Source organism: Anaerolinea thermolimosa (genome assembly GCF_001050195.2).
GTDB lineage: Bacteria > Chloroflexota > Anaerolineae > Anaerolineales > Anaerolineaceae > Anaerolinea > Anaerolinea thermolimosa.
Genome location: NZ_DF967965.1, coordinates 2640089 through 2655826, shown reverse-complemented (window position 1 = coordinate 2655826; position 15738 = coordinate 2640089). Strand labels below are relative to the sequence as shown.

The 15738-nt window shown below is 55.1% G+C and carries 17 protein-coding genes; 11 read left to right on the top strand and 6 right to left on the bottom strand.

Translation table 11 applies throughout. The annotated features are described in order from the left end of the window. Positions 1-28: 28 nt before the first annotated feature. From ATHL_RS12115 to ATHL_RS12100, 4 genes are all read right to left on the bottom strand, one after another. Positions 29-544: a hypothetical protein gene (locus ATHL_RS12115; protein ID WP_062194032.1), complete on the bottom strand. Its 516-nt coding sequence runs from the start codon at positions 542-544 to the stop codon at positions 29-31. 34 nt (positions 545-578) lie between these two features. Further along, positions 579-1034: a peptidylprolyl isomerase gene (locus ATHL_RS12110; protein ID WP_062194029.1), complete on the bottom strand. Its 456-nt coding sequence runs from the start codon at positions 1032-1034 to the stop codon at positions 579-581. A gap of 87 nt (positions 1035-1121) precedes the next feature. Then, positions 1122-2003 (bottom strand): class I SAM-dependent methyltransferase, encoded by an 882-nt coding sequence (locus ATHL_RS12105; RefSeq protein ID WP_062194027.1) that lies wholly within the window; start codon positions 2001-2003, stop codon positions 1122-1124. Then, a complete protein-coding gene (locus ATHL_RS12100; RefSeq protein WP_062194026.1) occupies positions 2000-2704 on the bottom strand; it encodes a glycosyltransferase family 2 protein in 705 nt (234 codons plus the stop codon). Before ATHL_RS12100 ends, ATHL_RS12105 begins: the two co-directional genes overlap by 4 nt. Positions 2705-2887: 183 nt before the next feature. Here ATHL_RS12100 and ATHL_RS12095 point away from each other — a divergent pair, with 183 nt between their 5' ends. The 11 genes from ATHL_RS12095 (at position 2888) to ATHL_RS12045 (ending at position 12796) form a co-directional block, all read left to right on the top strand. Continuing rightward, complete coding sequence (locus ATHL_RS12095; protein WP_062194022.1) at positions 2888-3328, top strand: Hsp20/alpha crystallin family protein; 441 nt, start codon at positions 2888-2890, stop codon at positions 3326-3328. A gap of 24 nt (positions 3329-3352) precedes the next feature. Then, positions 3353-3763 (top strand): Hsp20/alpha crystallin family protein, encoded by a 411-nt coding sequence (locus tag ATHL_RS12090; protein ID WP_062194019.1) that lies wholly within the window; start codon positions 3353-3355, stop codon positions 3761-3763. A 58-nt stretch (positions 3764-3821) separates the two neighbouring features. Beyond that, the gene (locus ATHL_RS12085) at positions 3822-4331 is read left to right on the top strand and encodes an Hsp20/alpha crystallin family protein (protein ID WP_062194016.1); all 510 of its coding nucleotides are present in this window, start codon (positions 3822-3824) and stop codon (positions 4329-4331) included. Positions 4332-4529: 198 nt separating this feature from the next. After that, entirely contained in the window at positions 4530-5333 is an 804-nt protein-coding gene (locus ATHL_RS12080; RefSeq protein WP_162787693.1) for a TFIIB-type zinc ribbon-containing protein, read from the top strand. Then, on the top strand, positions 5330-6364 hold the full coding sequence (locus ATHL_RS12075) for a hypothetical protein (RefSeq protein ID WP_062194011.1): 1035 nt from the start codon (positions 5330-5332) through the stop codon (positions 6362-6364). The genes ATHL_RS12080 and ATHL_RS12075 overlap by 4 nt, the downstream gene beginning before the upstream one ends. Further along, positions 6361-6900, top strand: a complete 540-nt coding sequence (locus ATHL_RS12070) for a hypothetical protein (protein WP_062194008.1) — start codon at positions 6361-6363, stop codon at positions 6898-6900. Before ATHL_RS12075 ends, ATHL_RS12070 begins: the two co-directional genes overlap by 4 nt. Positions 6901-6934: 34 nt before the next feature. Next, positions 6935-7984: a phospholipase D-like domain-containing protein gene (locus ATHL_RS12065; protein ID WP_062194005.1), complete on the top strand. Its 1050-nt coding sequence runs from the start codon at positions 6935-6937 to the stop codon at positions 7982-7984. A gap of 86 nt (positions 7985-8070) precedes the next feature. Continuing rightward, positions 8071-8661: a helix-turn-helix transcriptional regulator gene (locus ATHL_RS12060; RefSeq protein ID WP_062194002.1), complete on the top strand. Its 591-nt coding sequence runs from the start codon at positions 8071-8073 to the stop codon at positions 8659-8661. A 65-nt stretch (positions 8662-8726) separates the two neighbouring features. Continuing rightward, a complete protein-coding gene (locus tag ATHL_RS12055) occupies positions 8727-9455 on the top strand; it encodes an ABC transporter ATP-binding protein (protein WP_201797972.1) in 729 nt (242 codons plus the stop codon). Positions 9456-9503: 48 nt separating this feature from the next. Next, entirely contained in the window at positions 9504-10244 is a 741-nt protein-coding gene (locus tag ATHL_RS12050; protein WP_201797971.1) for an ABC transporter ATP-binding protein, read from the top strand. Next, positions 10241-12796: an ABC transporter permease gene (locus ATHL_RS12045; protein ID WP_062193995.1), complete on the top strand. Its 2556-nt coding sequence runs from the start codon at positions 10241-10243 to the stop codon at positions 12794-12796. Before ATHL_RS12050 ends, ATHL_RS12045 begins: the two co-directional genes overlap by 4 nt. Positions 12797-12876: 80 nt before the next feature. Here the strand turns inward: ATHL_RS12045 and pgmB are convergent, their stop codons facing one another. Further along, entirely contained in the window at positions 12877-13521 is a 645-nt protein-coding gene (gene pgmB / locus ATHL_RS12040) for a beta-phosphoglucomutase (protein WP_062193992.1), read from the bottom strand. Continuing rightward, positions 13499-15721, bottom strand: a complete 2223-nt coding sequence (locus tag ATHL_RS12035; RefSeq protein WP_062193989.1) for a glycoside hydrolase family 65 protein — start codon at positions 15719-15721, stop codon at positions 13499-13501. The genes pgmB and ATHL_RS12035 overlap by 23 nt, the downstream gene beginning before the upstream one ends. Positions 15722-15738 lie beyond the last annotated feature (17 nt).

Genomic DNA, 15738 nt, shown 5'->3' with positions numbered 1-15738 from the left:
TAAAACAGAACTCCCCACCCTTTTCAATTCAAGAGGGTCGCTGGAGCATGGGCCGGAGTGTTGCCCACAGGGGGCGGTAGATGATCCCAATCCCGATGATCACGAAAATGAGGGGAAACAGGACCCACCATCCGCCTCCTTCACTGACCTTCAGCTCATTTTTCTGCTGGCTGGCAAAGGCGTTAATCTGGTCTGCTTTGCGCTGCTTGGGAGCCATCCCCGAAGAGAAGGCCTGACCGAGCGGAATTTCATCCTGTTCGGTGCGAATGAGCACCCGGTAGGTGCAACCATCCTCATCACAGCTTTCTTCTACAGAGGCCGAGCGAATGCCCTCAATGGAACGGTGGTGAAGCGGCACCAGGTTCATCCAGCTGGTTTGCAGGGTGCATTGCTCAAGGGTGTTGAGGCGGGTGCAGGTGAGGGTGGTTTGCTGTCCAAACAGGTAGGTGAACAACAGCCCCGCCCCGACGAATACCACTGCCAGGATGAGGAGAGGTGGCTCGATCTGGCCCGGATAGTCGGGCGAATCGGGTGCCTTGCTCATGGTGGAGAGAACCGTGATTCAGGTAAGAGCCGGCCTATTCGCTCTCGGCAATGGTCACCCGGGTCATTACGTCTCCCTGCTGGATGGCATCCACCACTTCCATTCCCTTGATCACCTTTCCAAATACGGTGTGCCTTCCATTCAAATGGGGCTGGGGCGAATGGGTGATGAAAAACTGGCTTCCGTTGGTGTTGGGGCCGGCATTGGCCATGGAAATGACCCCTCGCTCGTGTTTGAGCGGGTTGTTCTTGACTTCATCTTCGAAGCGGTATCCAGGTCCGCCAGCACCGGTACCGGTGGGGTCACCGCCCTGAATCACAAAATTAGCAATAACCCGATGGAACTTAATCCCATCGTAGAAACCTTCTCTGGCAAGGAAGACGAAATTGTTAACGGTGACAGGGGCGTGTTCAGGATAGAGCTCTACCTCAATGGCTCCACGCGGGGTTTCGATGGTGGCAACGTACCGCTTTTTGGGGTCAATGGTCATGGGAGGGGGTGTTTTCCACTGTTTCACGAGAAATACTCCTTGGAAAATATAGACGAGATGGGATTATTATACCTGTTGCGGTCTGCTTTAGCCGGGCACTTCTGACCGGGGCTTTCGAGCAAGCATGGAAAAAGTGTTGGGAATCTTCCGACGAATTTCCTCTGGCAGATGGGGGAATTGCTCCCAGAAAGGATCGGGGTGTTCACCCAGGTGCACCACTACCAGTCCGGCCTTTGTGAGAGCCTGGAAGACCCGTGAAATGGGCCACAGACATTCGTACTTACGACTCTGTTGATCTACCGGAATACCAATATCCCCAATATAGGTGTCGGGCCATCCCACTTCTGAGACACAGGAATGGAAATAATCGTATCCTGAATACTGAAGTGTGCTGACCTGCGGATCAAATAACCAGGTAATGGGGTGGTCATCGAAGATGGAGGCATAGCCACCGGGTTTGAGCAGTCGGAAGATGACGCGCGCCCAGGCGTCCAGGTCGTGAAGCCAGCAGAGCGCACCCCGGCCAGTATAGATCAGGTCGGCTGAATCATCCAGTTCATGGGGGGCATCGAGCACATCACAGCGTATCCAGGTGGCGGGCAGATTCAGAGCCGCACTGGTGCGGCGGGCGTTTTCAATATGGACGTCGGAGATATCGATGCCTACTACGCGCTTCACCCCTTCGTTGAGCAAAGATAGGGTGTCCTTTCCTGAAGCGCACTGCAGGTGAATGGCCAGGTCGCAATGGGGAAGAATTTCTGCCAGGTAGGTACGTTCTACCGGGTGAAGGTTGCTTTGCCCCTCACGAATGAAACGGATCGTGTTCTCAATCTCAGGGGTGTAGCCAGCGGCAGCACCTTCATTCCAGCCGCGACGGTTGGATTCGTGCCGGGCGCGGACCTCTTCGGGGCTGTGTGCGAAGGGTTCGATGCGTTCCTGGCCTGCGTCGGAGTTCTGAGATTCGGTCATTGGATTCTTCTTTCTCTGGTACGGATGATACGGCGTGCGCGGTGCACCATCTGGATGAAACGCCGCACATGTTGCAACGGACTGATGTGGCTGTTCTCTCCGGCGTAAATGGTGCGGATGGGTACCCAGCCCAGGCGATAGCCCTGCCTGAGGCAGAGAACGATCATCTCTACTTCAAATTCAAAACCCCCAACCGGGCTTTCCAGCGCAGCCTCGGCCATGCGACGGCTCACCAGCCGGTAGCCCGACTGGTTATCGCGGACAGGTTGCCCGACTGCCCGGGAGAAGAGTACCCGACCCAGTGTGTTGGCCAGGCGGCGAGAAAAAGGCATCTGGCTGAAATCCCTTGCTCCGATTATTAAATCGGCCTGGCTTTGTGCATACGCATCAAGAAAGAGGGGTATTTCAGCGGGATCGTGCTGACCGTCGGCGTCAAGCGTGAGCATGGCTTCGAAGCCGTGTTCAAGAGCATAACGGAACCCTGCCTTCAGGGCGGCCCCCTTGCCCTGGTTGGGGGTTTGCCGAACTACAGTTGCACCTGCTTCTTCGGCTACCTGAGCTGTGCCATCGGAAGATCCGTCGTCGACCACGAGAACGGGAAGATGCTTAAGCGCGGCATGGATGACAGGCGCAATGCGGCTGGCTTCGTTATAAGCCGGAATAATGGCAAGGATGGCGCGAGGCGAGGGAGAAGAAGTCATAAGGGCAGGTGGAAGGTGAGCTTCGGTGCCTGGATTATATCAAGATTGATGACCATTTCTTATACATCTCCAATAAACCACTTATTTTGTGTTAACACGATCCGCATACACTTAGGGCGTACCTGAAAAAAACAACAAATACCCATCTCTGGTACACCGATGGAGATTTGGAAGGAGGTTGATATGATTTATCGCAGATATACGCTACCGAGCATCTGGGAAGAGATGGATCGTATGCAGCGAGAACTGGATCGATTGATGAATGCCTTCATGCCGGAGCGTGGACGGGTCACTTCCACTTTCCCGGCGATCAATGCCTGGACGAATGATGAGGAGGAAATCGTCACTGCCGAATTGCCGGGGGTGGATCCCAAGGATATTGATCTGTCCATTGTCAATGATGTGCTCACGATCAGCGGTGAGCGCAAACCGGTAGATCCGGCGGAAGACATTCGGTATCATCGGCGCGAGCGCGTATGTGGTAAGTTCAACCGGAGCATCCAGCTGGCGTTCCCTGTGGATAGCGACAAGGTAACCGCCAGTTACGAGAATGGCATTCTCAAGGTTGTATTACCGCGCGCTGAAGCTGATAAACCGCGGAAGATCAGTGTGAAAGCTTCGTGACATTGCCGGAATGGAGGTGGTAGTATGGCCGAAGAAACCAAGACCATTGAAGTGAAACAGGAAGCTCCTCTGGCCGAACAACAGACCGAACGTATCCGCGATCGGCGGGTTTATACTCCGCGCACCGATATCTACGAAACCAGCAACGAGCTGGTGCTGGTGGTAGACCTGCCCGGAGCGGATGAGAAGAATGTGGATGTGGTGCTGGAGAAAAACGTACTGACGATTAACGCCATGCCGACTTTCGAGCGCCCTGAGGGGTTCACCCTGGCATACGCTGAATACGGCGAGGGTGATTTCAAGCGATCCTTTGCCCTTTCAGACGAGGTGGATCGCGAGCACATCGAAGCGAAAGTCAAGAATGGCGTGTTATATCTGCGCTTGCCCAAGGCTGGCGCTGCTAAACCGACCAAAATTGATGTGAAAGCCGGGTGATCACTGGCTTTCGGAGGCTTTTGTAAGCGTTATTCTATAGCAAAGGAGGTGGATCGATATGCCCATTACCGATTTACTGCCCTGGAGACGCAATGAAGAGCGTGACCTGGTAGTTCGCCGGCGGGAAGATCCCTTCCTGGCCATGCAGGAGGAAATGAACCGGATGTTTGAGGACTTCTTCACCGATCCTTTCCGCCTGCTGCCCTCGCGCATGCTTAACTTCTATGGTGGCTCCTTCTTACCGTCGGTGGACGTGAGTGAGAATGACAAAGAAGTCATCGTTACGGCGGAGGTGCCTGGAATGGACGAGAACGACATCCAGGTGACTTTCAACAAGGGCGTTCTGGTCATCCAGGGTGAAAAACGCGCCGAAAAAGAAGAAAAAGACCGCCGTTATCATCGGGTTGAGCGCAGCTATGGCTCGTTCCGGCGTGAAATTGTGATGCCGACTGAAGTGGATGAGGACAAGATCACGGCGACCTTTAAGAAGGGGGTCTTGACGGTCGTTTTGCCCAAGTCCACCCGTCCGGAGGTCACTGGCAAGCGTATCACGGTGACACGCGGTTGATCCATCGACAGAGTGGGCGGCTCCTTGCAGCCGCCCACTTTTTTATTGGAGTTGATTGGGTATCGCGGGTTCACAGACAGGTGACCCGGATTCATTCCATTCCCGTGGGTGTTGCATCTGAGATCTTTCCGATAATTTTGATTAATCCTTTACCTGATCCGTGTAAGAAACCGGGCGGCTTCCGCTATAATAAAGGGCGTGAATACTCCAAACACACTTTCTGTTTTATCGTGTCCGCAGTGTGGGGGAGAACTCCACCCCGACGAGGGACAGATTTTTATCATCTGTCCTTATTGCGGAGCCACGGTCTTTGTGGATAAATCGCGAACGGTGTTTCACTGGGTTCTGACCCCCACCCTGAATGGGGAACAGGCAGAAGCGGCATTAAAGCGCTGGATGTCGGGCAGTGAGACGGTGAAAGACCTGGATCAGAAATCCCAGATTGTCAACCGTTCGTTTCGGTATTTCCCTCTGTGGTATTTTCGCTGGAAGAGCGATGGTCAGGAGCGTGTTGCTCTGGAACCGGCAGCCGCTACCTCAGTAACCGAGCTGGCACACCTTAGCCTGCTGGCGGGCGATCTGCGGCCGTATGCCCCCTCCCTGGAAGGCGATTCTGAGCCGCCCAGCGTGCCCCTTGAGGCAGGCCTGGACTGGTTCCGTCAGAGTCATGCCGGGGCGAAGGTAGAGGAGATGGCTCTGGTGCATGTACCCATTTTTGAATTCAAGTACCTCTATCGCGGAGAGACGTACACCGCGGTGGTGGATGCGGCGACGGGGTCAGTGCTGGCCAATGTTTACCCGGCCAAGGCGGAACTTCCTTACCGCTTGGTGGGTGGGGTGGCGGCGGTGGTGTTTCTCTGCCTGGCCAGCTTTCCGGTAATTGGGGGGCTCGCTGATCATGATGGTGGTGCCATAGCTGGTTTCTTGCTCTGTTCGGGCCTTGGATTGATCGCTGCCCCGATTCTTATGGCCTGGGCAGGATGGGTGGCGGCAAGAGTATGAGCGAAAAAGGTTTACTCGGCCTTACCTGCCCGCGCTGCGGGGGTACGGTGCCCGTTCCCGAAGGGCAGGCACTGGTCATTTGCCCTTTTTGTGAGATGCGCTCCGTCGTCAGCGGTGAAAGGGGAGTACGCCGGTATCAGGTTCCTCTGCGGGTGAAGCGAGAACAGGCGCTGGAGTCTTTGCGCCAGTTTCTTACCCGTGGTGTGGCCATTGCAAGAGATACTTTACGCAGGGCGGAAATCAGTGAGGCTTTTTTAGTGCACATACCCTTCTGGGCGGCATGGGGGCAAGGGGTGGCCTGGGCTTTCGGCCAGGAACGGGTTGGAAGTGGTGAGAACAAGCGGTACGTTCCGCGGGAGAAGCGTGCACTCAGCGAGGTGAGCTGGAACGAAGTGGCCTGTGATGTGGGCGAGTTCGGGGTGCGGCGCATCTCTCTGGAGGGGCGCCCTCTGGAGCCTTTCAATAGTGATCAGCTCCATTACAGCGGCATGGTTTTTGAACCGGTAGGCTCACCTGAGAGAGCCCTGGAATCGGCCCGCAAATCCTTTGAGGAGTGGGTAGCCTCCAGAGTAAAGCTCAGCCGAACCTCTCAACTTTTTACACGTATTCTTGGCGCGAGGCTGGGGCTGGTCTATTATCCGGTCTGGGTGTTGCGCTACCTCTATCGCGGACGGGCCTTTCAGGTGGTGATTGATGGTTTTGATGGCCAGGTTCTGTATGGTAAAGCGCCGGGGAATGTTCTGTACCGGGCCGCTATGCTGGTTGGCGGAATGGCAGTGGGGGCTTTTGTGGCGGTGGATGTTCCGGCGTTGATCGTATCCCTCTCGGATGACAGCGACATTCTCGGTATAGCTCTGATCAGCCTGGCAGCAGGGATCGGGTTAATGGTTGCTGGCTGGCAAAAATTCCGTTATGGTGAGCAGGTGGAATACCATCGGTATAAGGCAAACCAGGAATCGGCATCGGGTTTGGGTGGTGATTTGCTGGACGTGAAGGATATTGTGCGAGAAGTTCAGAGGTTCATCGAATGAGCGAGCGAGTGCGGTTGATCCCGTTGCAATGCCCGCGTTGCTCTACGCCGGTGGCTGCCCAGCCCGATGAAGTGGCGTGGGTGTGTGCCCAATGCGGGCAGGGAATGCTCCTGTCGGATGAAGAGGGTGTACAGCGGCTGGATGTTTTTTTCTCCAGTGCGGTTCCTTCGGGAAAGGTGGGAAATCCCTTCTGGGTGGCACGGGGGGTGGTACGCCCTCTGGTTCGACAGACGTATCAGGGCGATGCGAGCCAGGAGATGCATACCTGGTGGGCGGTGCCCCGGCTGTTTTTCATCCCGGCATTCCGCCTGAAAATTGAAGAAAGTGTGGCATTGGGGGTGAAGTATCTGCTTCAGCCAGTGCGCATGGAAGTGGGCAGCCCGGTGCCTTTCAAACCGGTGGTGGTCTCACCTGAAGATCTTGTGCCGCTGGCTGAATTTATGGTGATGAACATCGAAGCGGAACGCAAGGATGCCCTTCGAGAATTTCGGTTTGAAATCGGGCTCGACTCGCCGCAGTTGTGGATACTCCCCTGAAGTAAAAACATTCCATGAAGCACGGGAGCGATCTTTGAACAAAGGGCTTTGCCAGGCCATTGCTCTGGTTCTCTTGCTCTCATTCCTGACAGGTTGTGAGTTCATTTCACTTTCCGGGGATCAGCCCACCCTTCAAGAAAGCGCGGAGGCAGAACCTGTTGCAGTGTTTTTTACCTCACCGGGAAAACCAGATGGTTCTCAGGCTTTGCGTGAGGCGTTGCTGGATTCAATTGCCAGTGCCAGGGTTCGCATCGACGTTGCCATGTACAATTTCTCCTGGCTGGAAGCTGCCAACGCGCTTCTTGCGGCAGCGGAGCGGGGGGTGGCAGTAAGGATGGTGATTGACAGTGATGCGCTCGATAACAGGGCGGTTCAACGACTGCAACAGGGAAAGATTCCGCTGATAGGAGATCGTCGAGAAGGGTTGATGCATAACAAGTTCATTCTCATCGATGATGAGATTCTGTGGAGTGGGTCGCTCAACCTCACGCCGGCCAGCCTGGATCAAGACCACAACGTGTTCCTTCGCATCCGTTCGGGTAAACTGGTTGCGCTTTACCGGGCAGAATTTGAGGAAATGTTTACGGCGCACCTGTTTGGAGGAGGTCAGGCTCTCCCGTTGAAAGACCGACAGGTGAATGTGGATGGAATGGAGGTGGAGGTCTGTTTTGCGCCGGATGACCGCCCGGGACGTACCCTTGTGGAGCGCGTTCAGGGGGCCAGAGAGAGGATTGACTTTCTGGCCTATACCTTCACCCGTGATGATCTGCGCGATGCAATGATCGAGGCGGCCCGGCGGGGGGTGCAGGTTCGCGGGGTTTTCGACGCGGATCAGTCGGATGCCGCCGGGAGTGATTATACTGCTTTGCGCCGTGCCGGGCTGGATGTGCGCCTGGATGGCAACCCGGGGTTAATGCATGAAAAAGTCCTGGTGATCGATGGTGAAACGGTGGTTACGGGTTCATATAATTTCACCCGAAGCGCGGATGAGACCAACGATGAGAATTTATTAATCATTCGGGATGCAAAACTGGCCCGGCAATTCGAGGAAGAAGTTCAGCGTATTTACGAAGCTGCTCAATAAATCGGCTTCCGAATCCCCTTGACAAAAAATATTAACTCGTTTTATATTATTACAGAAATTAGAAAACGAGTTAATATTTTTTTATTATGAGCGTTCGTAATGCTCTGTTAGGCTTACTCAGTCAGCGTCCCCGTCATGGGTATGAGCTTTTGCAAGCTTTTGAAACCATGGCCGGGGGACGGGAGGTTTGGGAGGTCAAACCTGCCCAGGTCTATACTACGCTGGCGCGGCTCAAAGAAAATGGTCTGATCGTTGAGGTTCCCTCGGGGGATGAGAACGGAAACGAACGGCAGATGTATGCTCTCACCCCTGCCGGGCGGGATGAGTTAAAGTCGTGGTTTGAGCAACCCGTACGCAGTGAACGCCAGCGGGATGAGTTTTTCATCAAATTGATGCTGGCGGTGGCCACCGGATATGTTGACCCGCGAGAGGTCATTTATGCCCAGCGTTCGAGCCTGTATCAGGAATTACACGACTTGACTGAACGCCGTATGACGCTTGACCCGCGCCGGGACCTGGCGCATATTTTGCTGCTCGATCAGGCCATCATGCATATCGAGGCCGATTTACGCTGGATGGATATGATCGAAGCGCGTTTGGATGAGGTTGCCCGTCAGCCTCTGCCGGAGCCAGAAATGCGCCCGCGGGGCCGTCCGCCTGGAAAACGGGCAGGATAAATGAAGCTGACAGCTGACTCATAAACAGCTGATTGCGAAGGATGGATTATTCGATGGAGGAAAGCATGGAATCAATGGTCGTCACAGAAAATCTGACCAAAGTTTACGGGAAAGGCGAAACGGCGGTCACCGCTCTTAAGGGCATTAATCTCTCGATTGGCCAGGGCGAGTTTGTGGCTGTCATGGGCCCCAGCGGGTGTGGAAAGTCAACCCTGTTGTATTTAATCGGCGGGCTTGACCGCCCCACTGAGGGGAAGGTATATCTGGATGGGCAGGAATTGAGCACCCTCACCGATAATCAGGTGACTGAAATCCGCCGCCGCAAAATGGGGTTCGTGTTCCAGTTTTACAATCTTATCCCTGTTCTCAGTGCGCTTGAAAATGCCGCCTTACCGATGATTCTGGATGGTGTGCCTGTGGCCAGGGCACATGAACGAGCACGATTATGGTTGGAAAGAGTGGGTTTGAGCGATCGGCTGGATCATCGCCCGGCCGAGCTTTCGGGAGGCCAGCAACAACGAGTGGCCATTGCCCGGGCGCTGGCTCACGAACCGCTGATCATTCTGGCCGATGAACCAACCGGCAACCTCGATTCGCGCGCCGGAGACGAAATTGCTACCCTGCTGCGGCAGATTTCCAGCGAGTGGGGGCGCACGATTCTTATGGTTACCCATGACCCGCGCATTGCTGCCTATGCCGACCGAATCGTCTTCCTCAAGGACGGAAAAATCGTCGATCAGACCCATTTGAACGGCAATGCTCAGGAAGGCAGGATAAATGAAGCTGACAGCTGACTCATAAACAGCTGATTGCGAAGGATGGATTATTCGATGGAGGAAAGCATGGAATCAATGGTCGTCACAGAAAATCTGACCAAAGTTTACGGGAAAGGCGAAACGGCGGTCACCGCTCTTAAGGGCATTAATCTCTCGATTGGCCAGGGCGAGTTTGTGGCTGTCATGGGCCCCAGCGGGTGTGGAAAGTCAACCCTGTTGTATTTAATCGGCGGGCTTGACCGCCCCACTGAGGGGAAGGTATATCTGGATGGGCAGGAATTGAGCACCCTCACCGATAATCAGGTGACTGAAATCCGCCGCCGCAAAATGGGGTTCGTGTTCCAGTTTTACAATCTTATCCCTGTTCTCAGTGCGCTTGAAAATGCCGCCTTACCGATGATTCTGGATGGTGTGCCTGTGGCCAGGGCACATGAACGAGCACGATTATGGTTGGAAAGAGTGGGTTTGAGCGATCGGCTGGATCATCGCCCGGCCGAGCTTTCGGGAGGCCAGCAACAACGAGTGGCCATTGCCCGGGCGCTGGCTCACGAACCGCTGATCATTCTGGCCGATGAACCAACCGGCAACCTCGATTCGCGCGCCGGAGACGAAATTGCTACCCTGCTGCGGCAGATTTCCAGCGAGTGGGGGCGCACGATTCTTATGGTTACCCATGACCCGCGCATTGCTGCCTATGCCGACCGAATCGTCTTCCTCAAGGACGGAAAAATCGTCGATCAGACCCATTTGAACGGCAATGCTCAGGAAGATACCCGGACAGTGCGGGAAAAAATGGAGGTGCTATGACTTTCCAGTGGCTTCTTGCCTGGCGTTATTTAATGGGCCGGAAACAGCGCACCATTTTGACTACCCTGGCGATTGTCTTTGGGGTGCTGGTCATTTTTGGCATGAACACTTTCATGCCCACCTTTGTGAAAGCTTTTCAGACGCAGGTGATGGCTGCTGCCGGTCAGGTTGATGTGACGCTGACGCATAAAATTGGTGAGGCGTTCGACCCATCGGTTTTAGAGAAGGTGCGCGCAGTAGATGGTGTGGAAGTGGCCGCGGGTTCTCTGGAACGGGTGATTAACCTGCCAGCCGATTATTTTGACCGCGATCCGAATGCTGTGGACCGCATCAGTGCGGTGGTGCTCAAGGGAATTGACCCCGAGGTTGCCCGGCAAATGATTGCCTATAACATTGTCGAAGGGCGTTTTCTTGAGCCTGGAGATACCCATGCGGCTGTGATTACCCGTTCGCTGGCGCGAGAGGTCGGTGTACAACTGGGGGGTACCCTTTCTTTGCCGACCGCCATTGGTGTGGTTGACCTGAAGGTGGTTGGGATTCTTCCCGAACGGATGATGCCCGGAAATGAAGAGGTGCTGGTTACGCTTTCGGAGGCACAACAGCTCCTCAATATGCCTGGAAAGATCAACATTATCGATGCCAACCTCAATACCATGGATGAAGCTCGACGGGCAGAAATTCAACAGCGGATTATCGAAGCTGTGGGGAGCAATTATAAGGTTGGGGCTCTGGAAAGCGGTTCAGAGATTCTCACCAACATTCGCAATGCTCAGATGATCTTTAACCTGATGGGCTTCCTGGCATTGCTGATGGGAGGGTTCATCATCTTTAACACCTTCCGCACCATTGTGGCAGAACGCCGCCGGGATATTGGCATGTTACGCGCGCTGGGCGCCAGCCGTTCAACCATTCGATGGATGATCCTGGCTGAAGGACTGATCCAGGGTATTGTGGGAACTGCGGCGGGCCTGGTACTGGGCTATGTATTCGGTTATCTCATCTTGCAACTGATTGTGCCCATCGGCCAGCAGTATCTCAACATTAAAGTGGGCGCCCCCGAGGTATCTCCCAGCCTGGTAGTTACATCCATTATTCTGGGAGTAGGGGTTACGGTTCTGGCCGGTTTGTTGCCGGCGCAATCTGCCTCGCGGGTGACACCCCTTGAAGCCCTCCGACCTTCGGTAGGCGGGGTTTCCTTCAGGCGGATTGCGGGCTTTTCTTTCTGGGCAGGGGTGGTGCTGCTGGCACTGGCGGCGGGTATTCTCGTCAGTCGGCAGGCCGCTCTGCTTGGGCTGGGTGCGATTTTGATGTCGGTGGCGCTTATCCTGATGGCCCCGGCACTGATTAACCCGATTGCCAACCTGTTTGGTTATCTGCTGGCGCTGATCTTTGCCCGCAACGGAACAGCCCAGCTTGCGGAAGGGAACCTGAGCCGCCAACCTGGCCGTGCCACGGTGACTGCCTCGACGACGATGATCGCAATGGCTGTGGTGGTGATGATGGCCTCAGTGCTTACTTCGCTTTCCCTTACATTTGTGAATATTATGGAAAAGAGCCTGGGAAGCGATTATTTGCTCATGCCGCCTACCCTGGCAGTATGGGGCTCGAACACCGGGGCGGCGCCTGATCTGGCTCAGAAACTGCGCGAAATCCCCGGGGTGGCGCTGGTGAGTACGCTGCGTTTTGCTGGCTCGCAAATTAAAGATGTGGCTGTAGGAGTGCTGGGGATTGACCCGCAAGCCTACCGGCAATTGGACGGGTTGACTTTCACCTCTGGAGACCCCGATAGTGCGTTCACGGCGCTGGAGCAGGAACGCGCCATCATTGTCAACGGGGTGCTTTCTTCAGCAGCAGGCATCCATCTTGGTGATGAGGTGACGCTTGTGACCCCTACCGGTGAGCAAACCTACCGGGTGGTGGGGATCGCTACGGACTACTTGAATGCCAAGACGACCACGGGCTATATATCGCAGAAAAACATAGCCGCCGATTTTGGTCGTGATGAGGACGTGTTCTACCAGATCAACCTGAAGCCCGGCGCCGATCGCGCTGAGGTAGAGGCAGCTTTTACCCGGTTGCTTAAAAATTATCCGCAATTTAAACTTCTCAACGGGAAGGCTTACGTTGAAGAAAACCGTAAGATGTTTGATGCGGTCTTTTTCAGCATGTATGCAATGGCCGCTTTCCTGGCGATCCCGTCTCTCATTGCGATGGTAAACACCCTGGCGATCGGGGTGCTTGAACGCACACGTGAGATTGGTATGTTGCGTGCGGTTGGGGCAACCCGCAGACAGGTGCGAACTGTCATTCTCTCTGAAGCGCTGATCCTTTCGGCCATTGGTACGGCGTTTGGCATCCTGGCCGGGTTGTATATGGGTTATATGGCAGTCAAGACTTTTGAAGCCCTGGGCTTCCCGATGACTTACATCTTCCCGGCCTCGGGCATCTTATCCACTGTGGCCATCGGTATCATCTTTGGCGCTCTGGCGGCCATGGCTCCCGCCCGCCAGGCTACCCGGCTGGATGTAGTGGAGGCTCTGCGCTACGAATAATCTGAACATCTGCCGGGAGAATGAAGGCTCCGCTCGGTCACGGGCGGAGCCTTAACGTTAAGCTGGCCATATTGAGAGGGTCAACCCAGCCTGGTGAGAATCTCGGCGAGGTGAACCTGTTGCAGGTCTGGAAGCACCAGGTCGGCATGACCCACGCGTTCACGTGGCCCTAACCCGATCGTTCGCATACCGGCGGCTTTTCCAGCGTCAATCCCGGCGGCGGCGTCTTCGACAACCACACATTCCGCCGGGAGGAGGCTTAACTTCCGGGCGGCCAGGAGAAAAAGATCGGGCGCAGGTTTACTGCGAACGGGGGTGTTCCCGTCCACGATGGCATCGAAAAGCGGCGCAATTTGCAACCGCTCCAGAACCAGAGGTGTATTTTTACTGGATGAAACAATGGCAGAGAGATACCCTCCCTGGCGCAATTCTTCCAGCAGTTCGCGGGCACCGGGGAGCAGACTGGTGGGCGTCATCTGCTGGATGAATTGAATGTAAAACTGATTCTTGAGTTCCATCCAGGCGTTCATCTGTTCTTCGCTGGCAGGCCGGCCTTTGAGGAGCAAAAGGAGCGATTCGCGTCTGGAGACACCGCGCAGGGCTTCGTTTTCTTGCCGGTTGAAGGGAATTCCCAGTTCATCGGCCAGGCGTTTCCAGGCCAGGTAATGATACTCTGAGGTGTCGGTTAACACCCCATCCAGATCAAAGAGAAACCCGCGAATCATCCTGTGCCTCTGAAGAAAATGGCCCATGGTTGGGCAGGTCAATGAGGTAGGGGTGTCCGCGCCAGGTGAAGTGGAACTTCAGGCGCTTCCAGTGGGAAGGCAGGCGAGGCACAATGTGCCAGCCATGTTGATCCATGTGAAGTCCACCGAAGCCGAAGACCACCGCCTGCCAGACGCCTCCCGCGGAAGCGCCATGGATACCATCACCGGCATTGCCGCGCACATCGCGCAGGTCAGCCCGGGCGGCGCGCATGAAATGTTCGTAGGCATCTTCCTGTTTTCCTAACCGACAGGCCATAATTGCCTGAATGGAAGGCCCAAGGGAGGAGCCGTATGTGTGATCGGTTCGGGGAGTATAGTAGTCATAATTGGCTTGCAGGCTGCGCTCGTCGAGTAATTCGGGTAAGAGATAGGCCAGCATGAGCACGTCGGGCTGTTTGAGCACCTGGGTGAGGTTTGCGCCTTCAATGCCAAAAATGGACTGGATTGACTCGCTGCGGGGTTCCAGAGCCTGTAAGTCTACATCTCGCCTCTGGAAGTATCCGTCAAACTGCTCGATCAGGCCGGTCTGTGGATCGTAAGGGAAGTAAATCTTCTCGGCCACATCCTGCCACTGCTGTAATTCCGCGGGCATGAGATGGAGCTTTTCACAGTAAGTTGCAGCAATATCGGGGTGATTCCGGGTTAACCAGGAATAGAGCCGGATGGCGTTCTGGAGAGTCCAGCGGGCGAAAGCGTTGGTAAAGGCGTTGTTATCCACATGATCGTGGTATTCATCCGGGCCAATAACGTCATGGAATTCATAACGGGAGTGCTCTTTATTCCATTCGGCGCGGCTGGCCCAGAAGCGGGCTACCTCGAAGAAAATCTCAGCGCCACGGTGGAGGATAAAATGATCGTCTCCGGTGGCTTTCCAGTACTGACAGAGAGCGTAACAGATCATGGCGGATATGTGAATCTCAATGTCGCCAGTCCAAATACGTACCATCTTGGTTCGATCGGCAAAATGAGGCACCCAGGTGGGGGTCACTTCGTCGCCAGTAGCGGCGCTTTCCCAGGGGTACTGGGCACCCTCAAACCCATTAGCACGTGCTTTACGCCTGGCGCCATCGAGGTTGTGGTAGCGGTAAGAAAGAAGGTTGCGAGCAATGGCTGGCTGAGTGTAGGTGAAAAAGGGGAGCATGAAGATTTCGGTGTCCCAGAAGACATGCCCGCGATACCCATACCCGCTTAAAGTTTTTGCCCCAATACTGACGTGTTCGTCCTGGCGGGGTGCGGCAATGAGAAGCTGGAAGAGGCTGAAGCGAACTGCGATCTGGGCTTCGGGGTCGCCCTCGATTTCTACGTCACAGGTCTGCCATTCCTTTTCCCAGTTTTCCTGATGAGGCCGCCAGAGAGAATCCCAGGCCGGGTTGGGAAGCTCCGCCAGATGCTGACGGGCAGCATCCAGTGGATGGGAAGTATCTCGTGAAGTGTAATAAACCACCACTTTTTCGATCTCGATGGACTCTCCTGCTCTCAGAGCCGTGCGACGTACGAGGGTCGGGTGGTTGTGGACGTTCCACGATTCCATCTGAATATCGGATTGACTTTTCAGGGAGAGGCGGGCGGCTGCGGCCAGCTCAATCTGAGAAGCCCGGGTGCGTGTGTGTAACCAGAGACTACCATTGTGAGCGGCCTGCCCCAGCCATTCCCAGTGTTTATACCCTTCGTTATCGGCCTCGCCATTAATCCCGGCGTGGATTTCAACCGTGCCAGAGTAGTTTTCAGGAGTAATCTTTACCCGAAGGAGTGTGGAATGGGAGTCAGCCAGCGAGGCAAAGCGTTCAAACTCCAGCAGGGTGATATTCCCCTGAGGACTGCGCCAGCGTACCCGCCTTGTAAGCAAACCGTTGCGCAGGTCAAGGGAACGCTCAAAAAAGAGGACTTCCCCCATATTGAGGCAATAGTGCTCGCCGTCTAACAGAATGGTTAGCTCCAGCCAGTCAGGTATGTTGGCAAGCTCGGTGAAGACAATGGGGACGTCGTCGAACACGCCATGCAGGAATGTGGCGCGGCTTTCGCGCGGATACCCTTCCTCAAACACACCGCGTGTGCTCAGATAGCCGTTTCCGATGGTGAAGATGGTCTCGCTGTGGCGCTGATGGGCAGGTTCCCATGAATTTTGCGTAATACACCAGGCGGGGTCAGGCAATTGCATTTTCTGTTTCCTCATCA